The 16,639-nt window shown below is 47.7% G+C and carries 19 protein-coding genes; 6 read left to right on the top strand and 13 right to left on the bottom strand.

Annotated features, from left to right (window positions below):
* Positions 1 to 24 precede the first annotated feature (24 nt).
* The 6 genes from Q0852_RS09565 to Q0852_RS09540 form a co-directional block, all read right to left on the bottom strand.
* Positions 25 to 516, bottom strand: coding sequence for a hypothetical protein (locus Q0852_RS09565; protein ID WP_299017621.1), 492 nt, complete (start codon positions 514 to 516; stop codon positions 25 to 27).
* Positions 517 to 700: 184 nt separating this feature from the next.
* Complete coding sequence (locus tag Q0852_RS09560) at positions 701 to 2,068, bottom strand: alpha-glucosidase/alpha-galactosidase (RefSeq protein ID WP_299017618.1); 1,368 nt, start codon at positions 2,066 to 2,068, stop codon at positions 701 to 703.
* A 10-nt stretch (positions 2,069 to 2,078) separates the two neighbouring features.
* Positions 2,079 to 3,062, bottom strand: coding sequence for an ABC transporter permease (locus Q0852_RS09555; protein WP_299017615.1), 984 nt, complete (start codon positions 3,060 to 3,062; stop codon positions 2,079 to 2,081).
* Positions 3,059 to 3,817 (bottom strand): ATP-binding cassette domain-containing protein, encoded by a 759-nt coding sequence (locus Q0852_RS09550; protein WP_299017613.1) that lies wholly within the window; start codon positions 3,815 to 3,817, stop codon positions 3,059 to 3,061. Before Q0852_RS09550 ends, Q0852_RS09555 begins: the two co-directional genes overlap by 4 nt.
* A complete protein-coding gene (locus Q0852_RS09545; RefSeq protein ID WP_299017611.1) occupies positions 3,817 to 4,830 on the bottom strand; it encodes a substrate-binding domain-containing protein in 1,014 nt (337 codons plus the stop codon). Before Q0852_RS09545 ends, Q0852_RS09550 begins: the two co-directional genes overlap by 1 nt.
* 234 nt (positions 4,831 to 5,064) lie before the next feature.
* Positions 5,065 to 5,997: a LysR family transcriptional regulator gene (locus Q0852_RS09540; RefSeq protein WP_299017608.1), complete on the bottom strand. Its 933-nt coding sequence runs from the start codon at positions 5,995 to 5,997 to the stop codon at positions 5,065 to 5,067.
* Positions 5,998 to 6,331: 334 nt separating this feature from the next.
* On the opposite strand from Q0852_RS09540, the gene Q0852_RS09535 reads away from it, so the two are divergent.
* Complete coding sequence (locus Q0852_RS09535; RefSeq protein WP_299017603.1) at positions 6,332 to 6,865, top strand: hypothetical protein; 534 nt, start codon at positions 6,332 to 6,334, stop codon at positions 6,863 to 6,865.
* 58 nt (positions 6,866 to 6,923) lie between these two features.
* On the opposite strand, the gene Q0852_RS09530 is transcribed toward Q0852_RS09535, so the two are convergent.
* The 5 genes from Q0852_RS09530 to Q0852_RS09510 form a co-directional block, all read right to left on the bottom strand.
* Positions 6,924 to 7,616, bottom strand: a complete 693-nt coding sequence (locus tag Q0852_RS09530; RefSeq protein ID WP_299017600.1) for a DUF4336 domain-containing protein — start codon at positions 7,614 to 7,616, stop codon at positions 6,924 to 6,926.
* 139 nt (positions 7,617 to 7,755) lie between these two features.
* On the bottom strand, positions 7,756 to 8,172 hold the full coding sequence (locus Q0852_RS09525) for a VOC family protein (RefSeq protein WP_299017597.1): 417 nt from the start codon (positions 8,170 to 8,172) through the stop codon (positions 7,756 to 7,758).
* Positions 8,173 to 8,248: 76 nt separating this feature from the next.
* A complete protein-coding gene (locus tag Q0852_RS09520; RefSeq protein ID WP_299017594.1) occupies positions 8,249 to 8,587 on the bottom strand; it encodes a hypothetical protein in 339 nt (112 codons plus the stop codon).
* 88 nt (positions 8,588 to 8,675) lie between these two features.
* A complete protein-coding gene (lhgO, locus tag Q0852_RS09515; protein WP_299017592.1) occupies positions 8,676 to 9,923 on the bottom strand; it encodes an L-2-hydroxyglutarate oxidase in 1,248 nt (415 codons plus the stop codon).
* A gap of 142 nt (positions 9,924 to 10,065) precedes the next feature.
* Positions 10,066 to 10,512: an HAD family phosphatase gene (locus Q0852_RS09510; RefSeq protein ID WP_299017590.1), complete on the bottom strand. Its 447-nt coding sequence runs from the start codon at positions 10,510 to 10,512 to the stop codon at positions 10,066 to 10,068.
* A gap of 302 nt (positions 10,513 to 10,814) precedes the next feature.
* Between Q0852_RS09510 and rihA the strand changes: the two genes are divergently transcribed.
* Both rihA and Q0852_RS09500 read left to right on the top strand, forming a co-directional pair.
* Positions 10,815 to 11,750, top strand: coding sequence for a pyrimidine-specific ribonucleoside hydrolase RihA (rihA, locus tag Q0852_RS09505; RefSeq protein ID WP_299017588.1), 936 nt, complete (start codon positions 10,815 to 10,817; stop codon positions 11,748 to 11,750).
* Between the two features lie 398 nt (positions 11,751 to 12,148).
* Positions 12,149 to 12,778 carry a CatB-related O-acetyltransferase gene (locus tag Q0852_RS09500; RefSeq protein WP_299017586.1) on the top strand — a complete coding sequence of 210 codons (630 nt, stop codon included), beginning with the start codon at positions 12,149 to 12,151 and terminating at the stop codon, positions 12,776 to 12,778.
* A 100-nt stretch (positions 12,779 to 12,878) separates the two neighbouring features.
* Here the strand turns inward: Q0852_RS09500 and Q0852_RS09495 are convergent, their stop codons facing one another.
* Positions 12,879 to 13,892 (bottom strand): manganese-dependent inorganic pyrophosphatase, encoded by a 1,014-nt coding sequence (locus tag Q0852_RS09495; protein ID WP_299017585.1) that lies wholly within the window; start codon positions 13,890 to 13,892, stop codon positions 12,879 to 12,881.
* Between the two features lie 245 nt (positions 13,893 to 14,137).
* On the opposite strand from Q0852_RS09495, the gene Q0852_RS09490 reads away from it, so the two are divergent.
* From Q0852_RS09490 to Q0852_RS09480, 3 genes are all read left to right on the top strand, one after another.
* The gene (locus Q0852_RS09490) at positions 14,138 to 14,674 is read left to right on the top strand and encodes a dihydrofolate reductase family protein (RefSeq protein WP_299017582.1); all 537 of its coding nucleotides are present in this window, start codon (positions 14,138 to 14,140) and stop codon (positions 14,672 to 14,674) included.
* Positions 14,675 to 14,730: 56 nt separating this feature from the next.
* Positions 14,731 to 14,949, top strand: a complete 219-nt coding sequence (locus Q0852_RS09485; protein WP_299017579.1) for a helix-turn-helix transcriptional regulator — start codon at positions 14,731 to 14,733, stop codon at positions 14,947 to 14,949.
* Between the two features lie 132 nt (positions 14,950 to 15,081).
* Positions 15,082 to 15,417, top strand: coding sequence for a hypothetical protein (locus Q0852_RS09480; RefSeq protein ID WP_299017576.1), 336 nt, complete (start codon positions 15,082 to 15,084; stop codon positions 15,415 to 15,417).
* A 74-nt stretch (positions 15,418 to 15,491) separates the two neighbouring features.
* Here the strand turns inward: Q0852_RS09480 and Q0852_RS09475 are convergent, their stop codons facing one another.
* Complete coding sequence (locus tag Q0852_RS09475; protein ID WP_299017573.1) at positions 15,492 to 16,631, bottom strand: ABC transporter substrate-binding protein; 1,140 nt, start codon at positions 16,629 to 16,631, stop codon at positions 15,492 to 15,494.
* Positions 16,632 to 16,639: the final 8 nt, after the last annotated feature.

Raw genomic sequence — 16,639 nt, 5'->3', positions numbered from 1 at the left:
TGACACTGACTTCAAAGGATTCAGTTAGCCGACAAAAGTGAAAATGATCGGCTTCATTGATTGAGGATGAACAAGCTGAAGTTCCTTGCCAGAGAAACTTTTCACCACAATGTGGCCACTTTTAGGAATGAAGTGCTTAGCGGTTCCAACCACATGATGGGCTTTATATGCCTTCCCTGTGACATTCAATGCGCCGGTTACCGCCCCTTCAGAATGGTCATTGGCATGGGGGTTAATTGAGAGCACAAACCCGCCGTTGCTGTTAACTTTCAATAAGTAATGAAAGTCAGGGTCATGCTGAGATTCCCATGTACCGACTGGCAAAGGCACTTCTTCCAGCGTCGCGTGATAATCATACAGATTTCTGTATTCATCACTCTCCGGCTTATACATGACAGACAAGAACTGGTACTTCTCATGCTTTTCTTCCTGTACCAGATCCACGTCGTGCAAAATGAAATACCCCATTCCAGCTAAAACTGAACAGGCTAACAAAAACTGAATAAAACGGATCACAGTGGCTCCTTTCTATAATAGTTTAAAAACAATCTACTGAAGAAATATGAATTTTTGAAATCATCAATAGACCCGATGATTTCATAGAGCATAAGAGACGGGTGTGATTATATTTTCAGCATAGAATCAGGCGAGGCAACCAAGATGGCTGCCCCTATCTGATACTAGGCAGAAGAATACCAGCTTAATAATGGTTAAATTGTGGCAACCAGTGCTGCTGGGCTTCAAACAGCTCATTGAACATGGCATCAATCTGCTCAAGGGTACAAACCGCAGCGGTAACCGGATCTAATGACAACGCATAGCGCGCCGCATCCAGGTTGTGAGTAAGCGCTGACTCAACAATTAATTCCTGCACGGCAATATTGGTCTTGTTCAGGCTGGCACACTGCATCGGTAAACGCCCTATTTGCTGAGGCTGTAAGCCTCTGGCATCAACTTGGATTGGTACCTCTACCACACAATTTTCCGGCAGGTTTTCAACCAACAACCCTCCCGGCTGATGATTCGGTACATTACCGTTAATCCGGGTTCGCTCCCCGCTGACCATGGCATTAATCAGCTTGGGCGCATTGAGCATGTTCGGTGCAATCACGATTTTCTGGCTGCCAGCCAACTGAGCATCAATTTCAGCCTCACCTGCTGCATGTACTTTTTCCTCAAGCGCCAGTAAGTTCCAGCGTTGCGGCAAAAAGTGATTGATCATCGCTTCATTTTTACGGAAATAAGGCAGGTAGTCGCTGCAATGCCAGTGATTTTCCGTACACCAGTGACCGAAGAATTTTAGCACTTCACAACGAACAGCATCGGCCTGGTACACTTTGGGGTTTCCTGCCATTTCACGGAATTTAGGTAACAGATCTTTACCATTCGCCGTCATTTTGGTGATCCAGGTCATGTGGTTGATACCGGCAAATTCATAATCGATATGTTCCGGCACCTCATGGTACATCAGCCGTTGCCAGCGTTCCGGGGTGGACGGATGTTCAACCCAGTCACCTTCGCCAAGGTAACCAGCCAGCTGCGCGACTGTATATCGCACACCGTAACAAAGCCCGACAGACTTAACCAGACTATAATCTTTCGCCGCCCAGGTGAGCGGAGCCAACGGGTTGGCATAGTTAATAAACAGGGCATCAGGGCACAAAGCTTCCATATCACGCAAAATAGATAGCATTGGCGGAATATGGCGCAAGGCGCGGAATATGCCACCCGGCCCCATCGTATCCCCAACTTCCTGAATGACGCCGTATTTAGCCGGAATATCCATATCCAGCCGCCATGGTTCCAGCCCGCCAACCTGAATGGCATTAATCACAAAATCAGTATTCATCAGTGCCTTTCGACGATCAGTTGTCATCATCACCTGAACACGCAGGCCTGCCTGCTCAATCATCCGGGTAACAAGCTCAAAACTTCGCCTGAGAACCTGACTGTCAATATCCATCAACACCAGCACAGCACCGTCAAGGGCCGGATAGGAAAGCAGCGCCGAGGTTATCTGGCGAGTGAACATCACACTGCCAGCACCGACAATTGTTATCTGTGTCATAAGCAAATCCTCAGGAAAGCAAACGTCGCCACGATCCCATATGCTGTTTCAGCAACATACTGTGAACCATAAGCGAAACCAAAATAGTGATACCGTAAATAAGCCGGGTCCAGAAACCGGCCAGACCGGCGCTGATAATGCCCGCTTCAAGAATGCCGATAATACATGCACCGAACAGCGTTCCCATCAGCGTGCCTCGCCCGCCGAGCACCGACGTGCCCCCAATGAAAACCGAGGCAAACACCAGCAACATGTAACCCTGTCCCTGATTCGGCCACCAACTGCTCATCTCCAGGCTGACAAACACCCCGACCAGCGCAGCCATTCCCCCCATGAGCATAAACAGCAACATACGGGTTCTTTTTACCGGAACGCCCATAACCTGCGCAGCCTTCGGGTTATCACCGATAAAGTTGATGTTATCGCCGAACACATGATGAGAAAGCAGAGACCATAGCAAGGCTAGGATCAGCAACGCCCAAAGCACCTGTGCCGGAATAACGTCTGCAATCCGCCCGACCATAACGGAGTGCAGCCAGGTTTCACGCACCTGCGGAATGCTGAGGGCAATGCCGTCGGCCAGCACGGTTGTCAGGCCTCCTAGGAAAAACAGCGTACCGATGGTGGCAATGATTGACGGAATACGAAAAAAAACCACCAGCACACCATTCAACATCCCACAAGCCAAACCGGCAGCAACCGCACAACCCAACGCCAGTAAAGGCGATCCGGTTGACTCAAACGTAACAGCGAAAAGATAACCGCCCAAAGCAACAACAGCCGGAAAGCTCATATCAATTTCACGGGCTATCACCAGCAGGGTCAGGGCTAATGCCAGCATGGCAGTGAAGGGAATAGTCGACATGAAGGAGATATAAATACGACCATGAAGAAACGTTTCCGGGCTAAACGCAGTAAAAATGCTCCATAGCGCGACCAGGATAAGAGCTGTCAGCACCGGAACCCGGTGACGTGAGACAAAATGATGATTCATAATGCCCCCTGCCCGACAGCATCCAACAATGCCTGCTGTAACGATGACCGGGTCATTGCGGATTTGCGGTACTGAGCCACAATCTTGCCGCGATCCATTACTACAAACCGATCGGCAACCCGGTAGGCATCGTTCATATTATGGGTGATCAATAAACAAGCTCTGCCCTGTTCACGAAGCTGCTCAACAAAGCAGAGCACCTTTTCAACTTCTCCGACGGATAACGCGGTGGTTGGCTCATCCAGAATCACCACCCGGGCATCAAACAGCATTGCGCGGCCAATCGCCAGTCCCTGACGCTCGCCTCCCGACAGCAGGCTGACCGGCGCTTCGATATTGGCACCGACCCCGCGAAAGTCGAGCGTCTTCAATAAGCGGGCGGCACAGCGGCGCTCTTCCCGATGATCAATAAAACCAAAACGATTACGGAGATGACGCCCGACAAACAGGTTACGCCATACGCTCTGCTGCTCACCAAGGGAACCGGACTGATAAACGGTTTCTATCCCTAAGCGTCGAGCCTGCTGTACCGAATACCTGCTGGCTGGCACCTGATTACCACTAATGCGTAATTCGCCATGATCAATTTGTTCGGCCCCGGCAATCAATTTGATAAGGGTTGATTTTCCTGCTCCGTTATCGCCAAGCAAGGCACAAACTTCGCCGGAATGAAGGGAAAAGTGAATATCTTTCAGCGCATGAACCGAGCCGAACCATTTGTTCAGCCCGTTCAATTCAAGTACCGGCGAATCCATTATCGGATGCCTTTTGCTGCCAGCGGGGCAATAAAGTTAATATTGTCACGACTGACAAACCCGGCGCCGGTATTGATATCCAGGCCGGAGAATCCGTACCGCTTACTCAGCACAACCTGAACCACTGACAGGTATCCCATCAGGTATGGCTGGCTGTCAGCAACTAACTGGACGTAACCGGTTTTGATCGCATCCGCAGTCGCTGGCGACAAACTGAAACCAGCCACGTACAGCTCCTGTGGACGCACGCCGGCATTACGCAGGAAGTTTCCCATCTGCGCAGTCAGCGCACCATGATCGACCATGATCAGTTTCACATCCGGGTGACGAGCGAGGTAAGCCGTGATCACATTGCTTCCTAGTGACGGATCTTTATCGGTTTCAGGTGAAATCTGCAGAAAATCGACCTTAATACCCGTTTTTTCCAACGTCGAGATCAACCCTCGGGTTGAATCACTGCGCTCAGCGATATCTTTGATACCCCAAACCATGGCACGTTCACCCGACTTGAACTTGCCCCGGCGCAACGCCTCATTGGCAAGAGAAATACCGCGAGCAGCATTACTGACACCGACATAACCAAAGCCGGCACTCTGGTCCTTGTTCATTACAGCCGGCAATGCCGTATCCACCGACGTAACCTGAATACCTTTACTGAATGCTTCGTCCACCAGCGGGGAATAAGCACTGTCCCCTGGATGGCCCATCACCACAATCCCGGTCGGCTTAGCCGCCAGTGCCTGCTTAAAGTTCTCGATCATCTTTTGCGGTTGCCAATCAGAATACATAACTCGCAAATCAACCCCGAGATCTTCTGCCGCCTGGCTAGCCCCGTTCTGCACCACGGTCGCATAAGGACCGCCAACAGGCCCTCCGACATCAAACCATACCGACATGTCTTTACCGGACTGAGCGGCCATTGCATCCGACATCCCCAGTGTCGCAAAAGCAGACAATAACAAGGCACAAGCCGAGTTCCGTTTTCGACGAGTTAAAACACTACCAAGATTCATTACACTGATACTCCTAACTGGCATAAATACTAATTGCGCATGATAATCCACGGTTGGCCCTTTAAAATCAAAATAAAGTTTGGTTTTTGAGTATTTGATAAATGGGGAGTCATGAAAATATGATCTTGCTCGCAAATGTCAGACAAAAAAAGCCCGTTCCATCGTTTGGAACGGGCTTAAATACAAATGAAGTTAAATATTTTCAGTGCGATATAGCTATTTACCAGTAATAAATTAGCTGCGAACTTCACCGTTCACATTACCGATAATGAGTTCACGTAACCAGCAATGGCCGGGATCATGTTCAAAATGGCTGTGCCAGAGCAGTACATAGTTGCCAGGAACAACATCCACCGGTACGTCACGAGTGATCAGTTCAAAATGCTTTGCCATTTTTGCCGCATAACGAGCCGGAGCACAGAGGATAAGATCACATTGCTCACAAAGACTCATGGCACTATAAAAATCAGTCATGTTAACCGCGATATCACGGCATAATCCATCAAGAGCCAGCACTTCATCAAGCAGCCACCTGTCGATCCCGCCGAATGTCACCTGAAGGTGCCGGTATTTCAGGAATGTTGCCCGATTCCACTCTTCCTGTAGCAAAGGATGGTCTTTTCTGAACATACAAACCGGATAGTCACGCACCAGTTCGACATAATTCAGCTCCTGAGGAATGTTTTTGACGTGCAATGGCGAACGCTCATCCCACTCACGGCTGCATATCGCCATGTCAATTTCGCACTTGAGCAGCTTCTCTTTGCTTTCATGATTCCAGGTCTGACTGTTCAGGCTGACATGAGGCGCCTGACTGAGCATAGAGGGCATAAAAAAAGGATAAGTCAGCGAATAAGCCGTTTCTACCAAATGGATCCTGAACTCACGGGAGCTCTGTATCGGCTCAAAAGCCTCCGGGCGAGTAAATTGTTCCAACCTCTGTAATATCTGATGTAGATCCGGAGCCAGCTGCCTGGCTCTCGGCGTCGGTCGCAGACCATGCGCAGTACGCTCAAACAAAGGATCGTCAAAGGTTTCCCGCAGTTTTGCCAGCTGTTTACTGACTGCCGACTGGCTGAGGTGCAACCGCGATGCAGCCGCAGTCACACTTAGCTCTTCCAGTAAAACTTCCAGTACTTTAAGTAAGTTATAGTCGAAGTGATTCAAAGCCTTACAACCTGATAATTAACGCCGGCCACTGTTAGCCAACAAGCCAATAATTGTCATTATATTAAGCTGTTTCAGTAAGTTATTAAAATTCACTTCATCCTGACGCGATGCGAGCAGCCATAACAAATCAAATTCACTGTTAGTCTGATAATCTCGTTATATAGACTGCACACTTTTCGACGACTACTAAGGCTCAGCCTGCCACGGCGCAATAGCAACCGAATCTATGGAGATCAATAGCCATGAGGTAGAACTTGACCTTACCGTTATCTACACCTGTAATTGAAGAACTCTATTAACCTACATCCATGTACTGAAACCGTCACTTATCATGACCGAGCTGATATCAAAGCGTACCAAACCATTAATCATGATCTTTCTGGCAACCTTGCTCCTTTTTACGCTTTCTGACAGCGAAAAAACCCAAAGCCAAGTCGAAAAACTGTTACTTCCGCTGATAGGCTGCTGGCAAGGAGAAGCAGTTAAAACACCCCGTGGCCCCATGGCCTACCCGGTCTGTTTCAAACGCCTTAAAGACGACACTCTATATGGCATTGCTGATCTGAACATCTCGAATCATCACTGGTATTTTTTCCTCGACGGTGAGAATAGCCGACTCCGCTTTTTATCCACCGTTGCTGACAACCTGACACCAGTCAATCTCCCAGCAATCAAAGCAGGAACTGATCAACTTGAATTTGCCGCCACAAATACTCACCCACTACACGTTGCCGTACAGCGAATAAAAAAAGGGTATCTATTTACAATGAACCTCAGAGGAAAAGAGCACGTTGTGATCCAGCTAACCCGCAAACAACCAGAGGGCAAAAAAACGAGCGATATAAAAGAGGGTGGGGGAAACTAGCAAGAGCAATCAGATACGATTGCTCTTGCGCAATATAGACGACCAATCAGCATAAATATTACTTCAGGAAGCGGGTACACAAATCAGTAAACACTGACTTTGCGTTATCCTCAATAATGTCACCGTGGGTCACGATAATACGCTCAAAATCCCACTCCTGAACATGACGAATGAAATTGGTGAACATCGGCTTGTCCTTGATCATGTATCCGATCCGAAGCGGCGGCGCAATACAGGTCCCCTTAAAGCCGATGGGCTGGAAAACGTACTTGGTCATTACACCGGCAAAACCTGACGGCAATTCATCAGAATAGTTCTGAATCAGATCAGTGACAATCACAGAGCTGGTCTTTTTATGCAAGAAGACAGTTTCATTGAACATCGGTACCGAAGGCATGGTTTCCCAGTCAAAATCTGCCTCCCAAGGATTTTCCATCCCCCGCTGCAAAATATGGTATTTCGACAATGGCACCTTTCTCGGGATCCCGGCGCTAACGTAAACATCCGCATCAGGATAGGCTTCGCACCAGTCTTGCAACCATAGGTTATGAGCATTACTGGCCGCGACGATGCACTCAACAGTACCGATCTCATCTATCTCGCGTCTTAACTCAGGAGATATCGCTGTTGGAGAGTGAACCCACACTCCACCACCTGTCAGTTTTGCGACCGTCATCCGCAATCCCAACCGGGTGCCCACCATCTTCATCGAATCATCATGTACCCAAAGATCGTCACCGATTTTTCGCATACTCAGCCTCGTTAGCTACCTGAATCTATTCGATTATATTGCCAGAGCCCTGCGCTTTCGCATGTACTCTGGATCACAGATTGCTATGGAAGCTTGATGAAAACAATGATCATACTCTCATCACTAGAAAGAAGACGGCTTAGCGCCCTGCCATAGGATGACTTGGATCTAACTCCAACAAATCCCACAAGTTGCCATAAAGATCAGCAAATACCGCTACAGTTCCGTAATCCTGCTGCAGAGGTTCACGCACAAACCGAATACCTACGTCTTTCATCCTGTGGTAATCACGCCAGAAATCATCGGTACGCAGGAACAAAAACACCCGGCCTCCTGCTTGATTGCCGATAAATGCTTCCTGCTCCGGTTTCGACGCCCTGACCAACAAAACCGCGGCCCCATCAGATCCCGGAGGTGACACTACCACCCAACGCTTATCCTGCTCCGGCTGATAAGTATCTTCAATTAATTCGAACTTAAGTTTATTTGTATAAAAATCGATGGCTTCATCGTAATCTTTTACGACAAGTGCAATTTGAAACAGAGATTGTTTCACGTTTTCTCCTGATAATTTTTTATTGAGAACTGGCTTCAATAAACAATTAACACTGTAAATCGAAATCGTGCTTGGCTTAAAGCGCAACTTCTTTACCGTCAATCCACAGAGTGACTGTATCACCGGAATTACGTAGCTGTACTTCAACACTGTCATAATTTTCCGGCAAAGCTTTATCATTCCATTTCAGAACACCGTCACTCAATTCAACCTTGTCATTACCGAGGCTGATTGAACCTTCCGAACCGGTAAACCCACAGATAGCAGAACTCTGACCATTTTCAGTCTTAGAAAATGAAGTAGTTGAACCATTAGAAGAGACTGCACAACTGTTACCAGAAGAGGACCAGCTCCAGCTAGCAGAGTGAGCGGCAAAACTGACAGCTAAAAGTACCGCACAAACAAGCTTATTCATTTTGTTCCCTCTAAATACACATCCTACTGTTAAGTTGGCCATTATGACTCAGGCTTGCCCGGCGCTCCAGTACGACAGCAATTCATCTTCACAACACTGCTATATCTTCTTTGGTTTGATCAAACCGCTGCTTTTCTTCAACCTTATTACAAATATACTCACCAATAGGGATCGCGGAGGTCGCGGCTGGAGAAGGGGCATTACAAACATGCAAGCTACGCGGGCTTTCAGCAAACAGAAAGTCATGAACCAAGGTGCCATCTTTTAATACCGCCTGAGCCCGAATTCCAACCGGATAGGGCAGCAAATCACTGACTGTAATTTGCGGACAGTATTTATTAACTAACTTGAGATATCCCAGCTTCCACCAGGAGTTTTTCATTTCGACCAATCCAGTCTTCAAGTGCTTTCGGACTAACTTCCAGAAACCGCTGAAGGCAAGCATCTCCCGGATGTCTGTCAAACTCATATTGAGCCTTCCATAACCTTCACGTTTCCATCCTTGAACCGCATTCGGGCCAACGGTAACCGAGCCGTCTATCATCCGGGTTAAATGAACACCAAGAAACGGCAAATCAGGATCCGGGATCGGATAGATTAGGTGATTGACAATACGGTTGTACTTTTCCGGCAAGCGATAATACTCGCCACGGTAAGGAATGATTTGAAAATTAGTATCAATGCCCAACATCCGGGTCACCCTGTCAGCCATCAATCCCGTGCAGGCAATCAGGAAACGGCAAGATAACGACAATGTCCGCCCTTGTTGCTTACAACTTACCGTGATTGCGTCATCATTTTCATCCAAAGCTTCTACCATAGTACTGAGCATCATCTTGCCACCCAGTTCAACAAACTCCTCCGCCATTTTCTCGGTCACCCGGCGGTAGTCGACAATACTGGTTGCCTTTACCAAAATCGCACCCAAGCCGGTTATATTGGGTTCTTCCTTCTTGAGTGCCGCCTGATCAAACAGCTCAATCTCGATGTCATTCTGGCCGCAACGCTGATAAAGCGCCTGCATCCGTTCCAACTCAACGGCATTTGTCGCCACAAGCAACTTGCCGCAGTTCTCAACCGGAATTTTGTATCTAGCACAAAACCGAATAGTTGCTTCAACGCCGGCCTTGCAAAATTCGGCTTTCAGACTTCCCGGTTCGTAATATACCCCAGCATGGATCACCCCACTGTTGTGGCCGGTTTGGTGGCGGGATAAACCAGCTTCCTTCTCCAGTAGCAATACCTTTTTGTCCGGATGGCGTTGCTGCAATTGCCACGCAGTCGACACACCGACTATCCCGCCGCCGATAATGATGTAATCGAAAACCATATCCACTTGGTTACCACTCCTTTTATCGCAACGTATCCACTAACCTACAGCATAATAGCCATATAATTATTGTAACCGCTTTCAGGAAGCCAGCCGAAAGCCGTTAATTTATCCCCACTTTAGCCCACTAGTTCTCTCAAAATCGGACTTATAGAAATCGCTTTATTTCAACCAGACTACCGACCACGGCTGTTGCCCGTTCAACAACATCAGAATCAGGCCCAAGCAAATCCGGAATCATTACGGCATGACAGTCGGTACCCAACCCAGCCCGCATACCGTTCTTGGAATCTTCTAATACCAGGCACTCTGCTGGGGCTATCTCAATTTGCTCACTGGCCATGCGATAACAATCCGGAGCCGGTTTACCATTTTTTACTTTCTCTACGGTATTAACTGAATCAAACTGTGACAAATAATCTGTATCAGCAAAATGGTTCTGCACCTGTGGTAAAGCCGAAGATGTAACCAAAGCGCACTTAAGCGCTTTGCCTTTTAGCTCGGCAAACAGCTCCGTAAACCCGGCTTTAAACGCTATGTCCTTTTCCCTTTCAGCTTCTAAGCTTGCGTCCCGTTCCAATCTGAACCGGGCCATATCTAACTAATTTCCAAATTCCTGAATCAAGAGACGTTCACACTCAACATCCTGCACTCCAATGAACCGTTGATAATATTTATCTGTCAGCTCTAATCCCTGCTCACTAACTGCATACTGCCAACTCTTTTTGCACAGTCCTTCGGTATCAACTAAAAAGCATTCGGCTCAACAATAACATCTTCACCTTTTTGATATATTTATGAATTCAAAACGGGGGCGCAACTCCCTTTTCGATTTCATTCACATTAATACCTTGTAAAAGTGGGTACATTTCCTTTCAAAAACAAAGGAGTACCCTCATGACTCGCCCAATTATCATCGATTGTGATCCTGGCCATGATGATGCCATCGCCCTGATCCTTGCCTGTGCCTCTCCGTCCCTTGATATCAAGGCGGTCACAACCAGTGCCGGTAACCAAACACCAGAGAAAACCCTGAACAATGCCCTTCGGATCCTTACCCTGCTTGGCCGCAGTGACATCCCGGTTGCCGGTGGTGCCTTAAAACCTCTGGCACGGGAACTGATCATTGCCGACAATGTCCACGGCGAGAGTGGCCTGGACGGCCCATCGCTGCCAGATCCGGCATTTACTCCTGTTGAAGAAAATGCCGTTGAGCTAATGGCGCGTATCCTGTGTGAAAGTAATGAACCTGTCACTCTGGTACCAACCGGGCCGCTGACTAATATTGCTTTGTTACTTGCGACTCATCGTGAATTATCCGACAAAATAGAACGCATTGTTCTGATGGGGGGCGGTGCAGAAACAGGTAACTGGACTCCGACAGCCGAATTTAATATCTATGTCGATCCTGAAGCGGCTGATACCGTTTTCCGCTCTGGCATTCCTATCACCATGTGCGGGCTGGACGTCACCCATCGAGCCCAAATTATGGATGAAGATATTGAACATATTCGTGCTATCGGTAATCCGGTTTCCGATGTGGTAGCCGGCCTGCTTGATTTCTTCATGCTCTACCACCGAGACCCGAAATGGGAACTGGCAGGCGCACCGCTTCACGATCCTTGTACCATTGCCTGGCTGTTGAAACCTGAACTCTTCACCGGACAGGACTGCTGGGTAGGCATCGAAACCAAAGGCGAATATACCCAAGGCATGACAGTTGTCGACCGCTACCAACTTTCTGGAAAGCCGGCAAATACCACAGTTCTGTTTGATGTCGATCGTCAGGGGTTTGTCGGTTTACTGGCTGAAAGCCTGCATTTTTACAGCTAACGTCAACAATCTCCATAGCCCGAGAACATCACGGGCTATCACTCATTGACATCTCATTGTAGAAATATATTATGAGCCGACTTTCATTCAATTCTTCAACAGGAGTGTATATGCCAGTACTCAAAAACAGCGCAACAGAATGCACGACTGTTGTCAAAATCGCCTATCTCAAGCAGCCACAAGTTGCTTAGCTGAGGCAGTGAATAAATACCAATAGGTAAAAACAAATTCACTGCCGCAAATCTGACAACCTGACTTTGCGGTATTTCATCTGTCTCTTGAATAGAGAAAGATTCCGGCGGCGTAATTTTAATATCCGGCTCAACACCCACATTTCAAATGCCGGCCTTGCGCTACTATCCAGATCCTTCTCCTTCAGGTTTAAAGGTAAGAGCAAAATGAAACACTGGTCCAAAATGGAAATGCTCCATGAAACCGTAAAAAACAAAAACATTTTCCTGAAAGGTACACACAGCTACTACAGTGATGCCTACGATAACGGGTTTGAAAAATCGGTTGTTCGCTATCTGCACGGCGATGAGATCAGCAACCAGTGGGAACCTCGCTGGGAAGTCGATAAACTGCATATCGGCGACTATGTCTGTATCGGTGCCGAAGCTGTGATTCTGATGGGAGGGAATCATACTCACCGTAGTGACTGGTTCTCGTTATATCCTTTCATGGACATGATTGAAGAAAGCTACCAGTCCAAAGGCGATACCTTCCTAGATGACGGCTGCTGGATTGGAATGCGGGCGATGATTATGCCCGGCGTTCGTGTCGGTGAAGGCGCGATTGTTGCGGCCAACAGTGTCGTCACTAAAGATATACCACCTTACACAGTTGTCGGTGGCGCACCGGCTAAACCGATCAAGCCTCGCTTTTCACCAAAGACGATTGATCGACTGCTGGCACTGAAAATTTACGATTGGCCTGAAGCAAAATTCAATGCGCTGAAAAAGCTCATTTGCAACTCTGATATTAACGCACTGGAGCTAGCCCACCAGGCCTACGATAGTGATCAATAATCAGCTGAATAACGTGTAAAAAGACAAAAAGGAATGCGGTATTACGCCGCATTCCCTTATCACTTATTAACCTATGTCTTTCCGTTAATTCAGACAGTGGTTAATTCAAGCTTTCTACTGCCTTTTGAATTGCCGGACCAATCTGGCGTTTACGGGAAGTTACGCCATCAAGTACCAACCAGCCATTTGACGGCTTAGCCTTAAAGGCTATCTCGGCCACCTTGCCGTCTGCACTGTCGATCCACAACAAGTTCGCACGTTTATTCTTAGTATCCGTTACCGAGAAGAACAAATGATCAAGGCCCTGACGCTGCTTATATGCCTTCATCGCTGCCACAAATTCATCCCGCCGATCCAGCAACTGCTGGGCTGTCAGTGTTTCAGCAACCCCAATCCCGACTTTCTTACCGGCAAACTTAAAGTTCTTATAATCCATCGTCAGGATATCTGCCGCACTAACATGGCTGAGATCTGATTTTGCCTCCAGCATTTTCTGACCAAAAGCTTCAATATCATCAATGCCTGCTTCACTAGCCAGCTCTTCTGCGTAATGTCGATCATATTCAGTGGTGATCGGCGACTGAAGAACCAGAGTGTCAGACAAAATGCCACCCAGCGTTGTACAGGCAATATGCTCAGGCAGCTCAATATCCATCTGCTCCGCACGATCCGCAAGAATAGTCGCAGCAGAGCCCCATGGACGAATATCAATTGTTGTAACCTGCTTCATATTCACCGGATTACCACCAATGGCATGGTGATCGACAATCGCCACAATACTGCTTTCCTTAATGCTTTCCTGCAGCTGAGTCTTCTGGTTAAAGTCAACCAGCCCGACCATCTTCTGGCTGAAATCAGCCATTTGCATCGGCGTTGTTGCCTTACAGTATTCCAGAACAAACTGACTTTCAGGGTTAATGGCTTCCGGCACTACCGGCGTACCACCATAGATATAGGCAGCAATCAATGCAGAGGTTACGGTATCCGTATCCGGGCTCAGATGTCCCGTCCAGACCAGGTTACTAGTGTCATTTTTCTCAGGCTCATTCAAATCAAATGCCGCTGCACCTGTACTTGCCAGCGCAACGCATAGAAAAAGAGGATGTAATTTCATGATTCATTCCATTGTTTTCATTACGGTGAAAAATCGGGCATAGATGTAACACCCGCGAGACCGCAATAACAGGCCAGAAATCATATCCATATGAAATTAATCGATATTTCCATCAAAACTTCGAGTCATATCTGCTTGTGAAGCCGCGACGATCAAACCTGTTGTCCCATCCTTGTCCGAATATTAAAATCAGAAAATACCAATCAACGGCCAGATTTTCTTCGCCGACATTCGGGAGACAAAACATGTCAAACATTGTTTATATCGCTACCAGCCTTGATGGCTATATTGCCGACAAACAAGGTGAGCTGGACTGGCTCTACAGCGTGCCTAACCCTGAAAACCTAGACTTTGGCTTTGCCGATTTCATGCAACGAATTGATGCCCTCGTCATGGGACGAAACACCTTTGAAATCATCTGCAGCTTTGACTGCGACTGGCCCTATAACAAGCCGGTTTTTGTATTGAGTAATAGCTTAGAGAGCATTCCCGCTTCCTATCAGGACAAAGCCTTTCTCGTCAGTGGCCCGGTAAAACAAGTCGTCAATCAGTTAAATCAGCAGGGCTACCACAACCTCTACATTGACGGCGGCAAAACTATCCAGAGCTTTCTGGCTGAAGATTTAATTGATGAGATGATCATCACCACATTCCCTATCCTGCTCGGCGGGGGATCGCCACTTTTTGGTGAACTTACCAAACCGCAGTCATTTAAATTCATCGAATCAGAAGTATTGCTGAACTCGCTGATGAAGAGCCGATACATCAGAGTATATGAGTGATTTTTGATTATATTTCCGGCGATTATCGAAATATAATTTTCTCACAAGTCATGATTATGGATATCGAAGCCATTGCTAAAGCATTGAAAGAACTGGGCATACGCGGCTCAACCCTGTCACACCACATATCCAGTCTGGCTTCTGCCGGCTTAATTTCCCAACGTCACGAAGGACGGACACTTTTCTGTATCGCGGAATATGAAAAACTTCAGGCAGTGATTGGCTTTTTGCAAGATGAATGCTGTCTGGATGAACAAGCATCAGACGACGTGTAGCACATTTTTTACCAAAAGTTGGAGCTCTAACCCCACCATATTCGCATCCCGGTTGATCCTGCGCCACAATGAACTGTATATTATTTAACCGTAAAGTCGTGTGACAATGATTAGCGATATAAGAGTGAGCAGATGCAAAATATTCAGACCCAAAGCGAGCAGGAATACCAAAAGTGGCTGCGTGCTTTTTACAAAGGCAGTTTTTTTGTTAAAGGATGGGACAGCATCAAACGTGAGCTTTACAGCAAAGTTGGCAACCAACGGGATGAAATCGAACAACTCCTGGATGAGTTGGGTGATCTGATCGGCCGAGAATGGGCCAAGGATAACCATATCCGAAAAATTGATACCGACGATTTGAAACAATGGGGTGACCACCTACGCCATGTCGGCAAACATTCTACCGACGACATCACCGCCGCTATTCACTCAATTAAAGAAGAGGCCTACAGCCGGCTGGCGGCATAAATCACAACGACATCAACCGGCTCTAAAATCTGCGCTATGGGGGATATCTTTATTGCCCCCTAGGTGTCAGAGCTTCACTCCGGCTCGACCCATTTACTAAAGATAAATTCACCACTTTTAACTTCAATCAGTACTGCACTTTTAACCGGATCCCCCGAGTCCCGAAACTCTATTTTCCCGGTTATGCCATCATAGGGCTCAAGCTCATTTAGTGCATCTCGGATCCCTTGCGGTTCAACGCCGCCATGCCGTTTAGCCGCTGCGAACAAAAGTCCAAATGCATCATAGGTCAGCGCCGCAACATCATTCGGCTCCCGATTATATGCCTGTCGGTAATACGCCCTAAAATTCAACGCCTCTCCATCAGCCCGGTCCAGCGCATAGTGGGTACTGAAAAAGGCCCCCTCGACAGCACTCCGATCATCTGCCGAGATTTGCGTCCAGGTATCGCTGCCAAGCAGACGAGCTGTAATACCAAGCTTTCTTGCCTGGCGCGCCTGCTCTGGTACCTCATTGTAATAATTAGGCAGAAACAGTACCTCCGGTTGCGCCGCCTTTATACGACGCAGCTGTTCAGTCACATCCGGCGCATCACGGGTATATAGTTCAAATGCCACCACCCCACCACCGAGTGACTTGAAAGCAGAGCTGAAGACTTCTGCCAGGTTTCGGTTGTAATCACTGGAGATATCATACAGCACTGCCGCTTTCCGAAGCCCCAGGGTGTCAAATGCAAACTTCGCCATCAGTTCACCCTGAAAGGTATCAACATAAGCAACTCGGTAGACCCATTTTTTGTGGCTAGTTGTTTCAGGGTTAGTCGACCAGGGACTGATCATCGGTATTTGAGCATATTCAACATATTTTGCTGCCGGGATTGCATTACGGCTTGCCTGCGGGCCGATGATAGCGCTGACATTTTGCTGGTTAATCAGCTCCAATGCCGCACTGATGGTATACTCAGGATTATCCCGGTTATCTTCAATCAGCAACACAACCCGATAGCGCTCATTGTCAATAATCAGCCCACCGCGATCATTGACTTCCTGAACCGCCAATTTGGCCGCTTCGATTGTTGACAGCCCGACTTCAGGTATCTGCCCGGTAACCGGCGCAATTAAGCCTATCCTTAGCTCTCGCCCCCGCTCAGATTGTTCGGAGCAAGCTGTCAGGAAAAAGCCTCCAATAATGAGCAAGACCGTTAATAACTTCATAATACGTA

Origin of the sequence: uncultured Photobacterium sp. (assembly GCF_947502415.1) — a bacterium.
GTDB lineage: Bacteria > Pseudomonadota > Gammaproteobacteria > Enterobacterales > Vibrionaceae > Photobacterium.
The sequence above is the reverse complement of the archived record's forward strand: the minus strand, read 5'-3'. Positions and strand labels throughout refer to the sequence as shown.

What these genes read in the sequence shown, in the direction of transcription:
- Q0852_RS09560 (WP_299017618.1), bottom strand. Translation starts at nt 2,068, where the DNA reads ATGACACAGATAACAATTGTCGGTGCTGGCAGTGTGATGTTCACTCGC.
- Q0852_RS09555 (WP_299017615.1), bottom strand. Translation starts at nt 3,062, where the DNA reads ATGAATCATCATTTTGTCTCACGTCACCGGGTTCCGGTGCTGACAGCT.
- Q0852_RS09550 (WP_299017613.1), bottom strand. Translation starts at nt 3,817, where the DNA reads ATGGATTCGCCGGTACTTGAATTGAACGGGCTGAACAAATGGTTCGGC.
- Q0852_RS09545 (WP_299017611.1), bottom strand. Translation starts at nt 4,830, where the DNA reads ATGAATCTTGGTAGTGTTTTAACTCGTCGAAAACGGAACTCGGCTTGT.
- Q0852_RS09535 (WP_299017603.1), top strand. Translation starts at nt 6,332, where the DNA reads ATGACCGAGCTGATATCAAAGCGTACCAAACCATTAATCATGATCTTT.
- Q0852_RS09530 (WP_299017600.1), bottom strand. Translation starts at nt 7,616, where the DNA reads ATGCGAAAAATCGGTGACGATCTTTGGGTACATGATGATTCGATGAAG.
- Q0852_RS09520 (WP_299017594.1), bottom strand. Translation starts at nt 8,587, where the DNA reads ATGAATAAGCTTGTTTGTGCGGTACTTTTAGCTGTCAGTTTTGCCGCT.
- Q0852_RS09510 (WP_299017590.1), bottom strand. Translation starts at nt 10,512, where the DNA reads ATGGCCCGGTTCAGATTGGAACGGGACGCAAGCTTAGAAGCTGAAAGG.
- rihA (WP_299017588.1), top strand. Translation starts at nt 10,815, where the DNA reads ATGACTCGCCCAATTATCATCGATTGTGATCCTGGCCATGATGATGCC.
- Q0852_RS09500 (WP_299017586.1), top strand. Translation starts at nt 12,149, where the DNA reads ATGAAACACTGGTCCAAAATGGAAATGCTCCATGAAACCGTAAAAAAC.
- Q0852_RS09495 (WP_299017585.1), bottom strand. Translation starts at nt 13,892, where the DNA reads ATGAAATTACATCCTCTTTTTCTATGCGTTGCGCTGGCAAGTACAGGT.
- Q0852_RS09490 (WP_299017582.1), top strand. Translation starts at nt 14,138, where the DNA reads ATGTCAAACATTGTTTATATCGCTACCAGCCTTGATGGCTATATTGCC.
- Q0852_RS09485 (WP_299017579.1), top strand. Translation starts at nt 14,731, where the DNA reads ATGGATATCGAAGCCATTGCTAAAGCATTGAAAGAACTGGGCATACGC.
- Q0852_RS09480 (WP_299017576.1), top strand. Translation starts at nt 15,082, where the DNA reads ATGCAAAATATTCAGACCCAAAGCGAGCAGGAATACCAAAAGTGGCTG.
- Q0852_RS09475 (WP_299017573.1), bottom strand. Translation starts at nt 16,631, where the DNA reads ATGAAGTTATTAACGGTCTTGCTCATTATTGGAGGCTTTTTCCTGACA.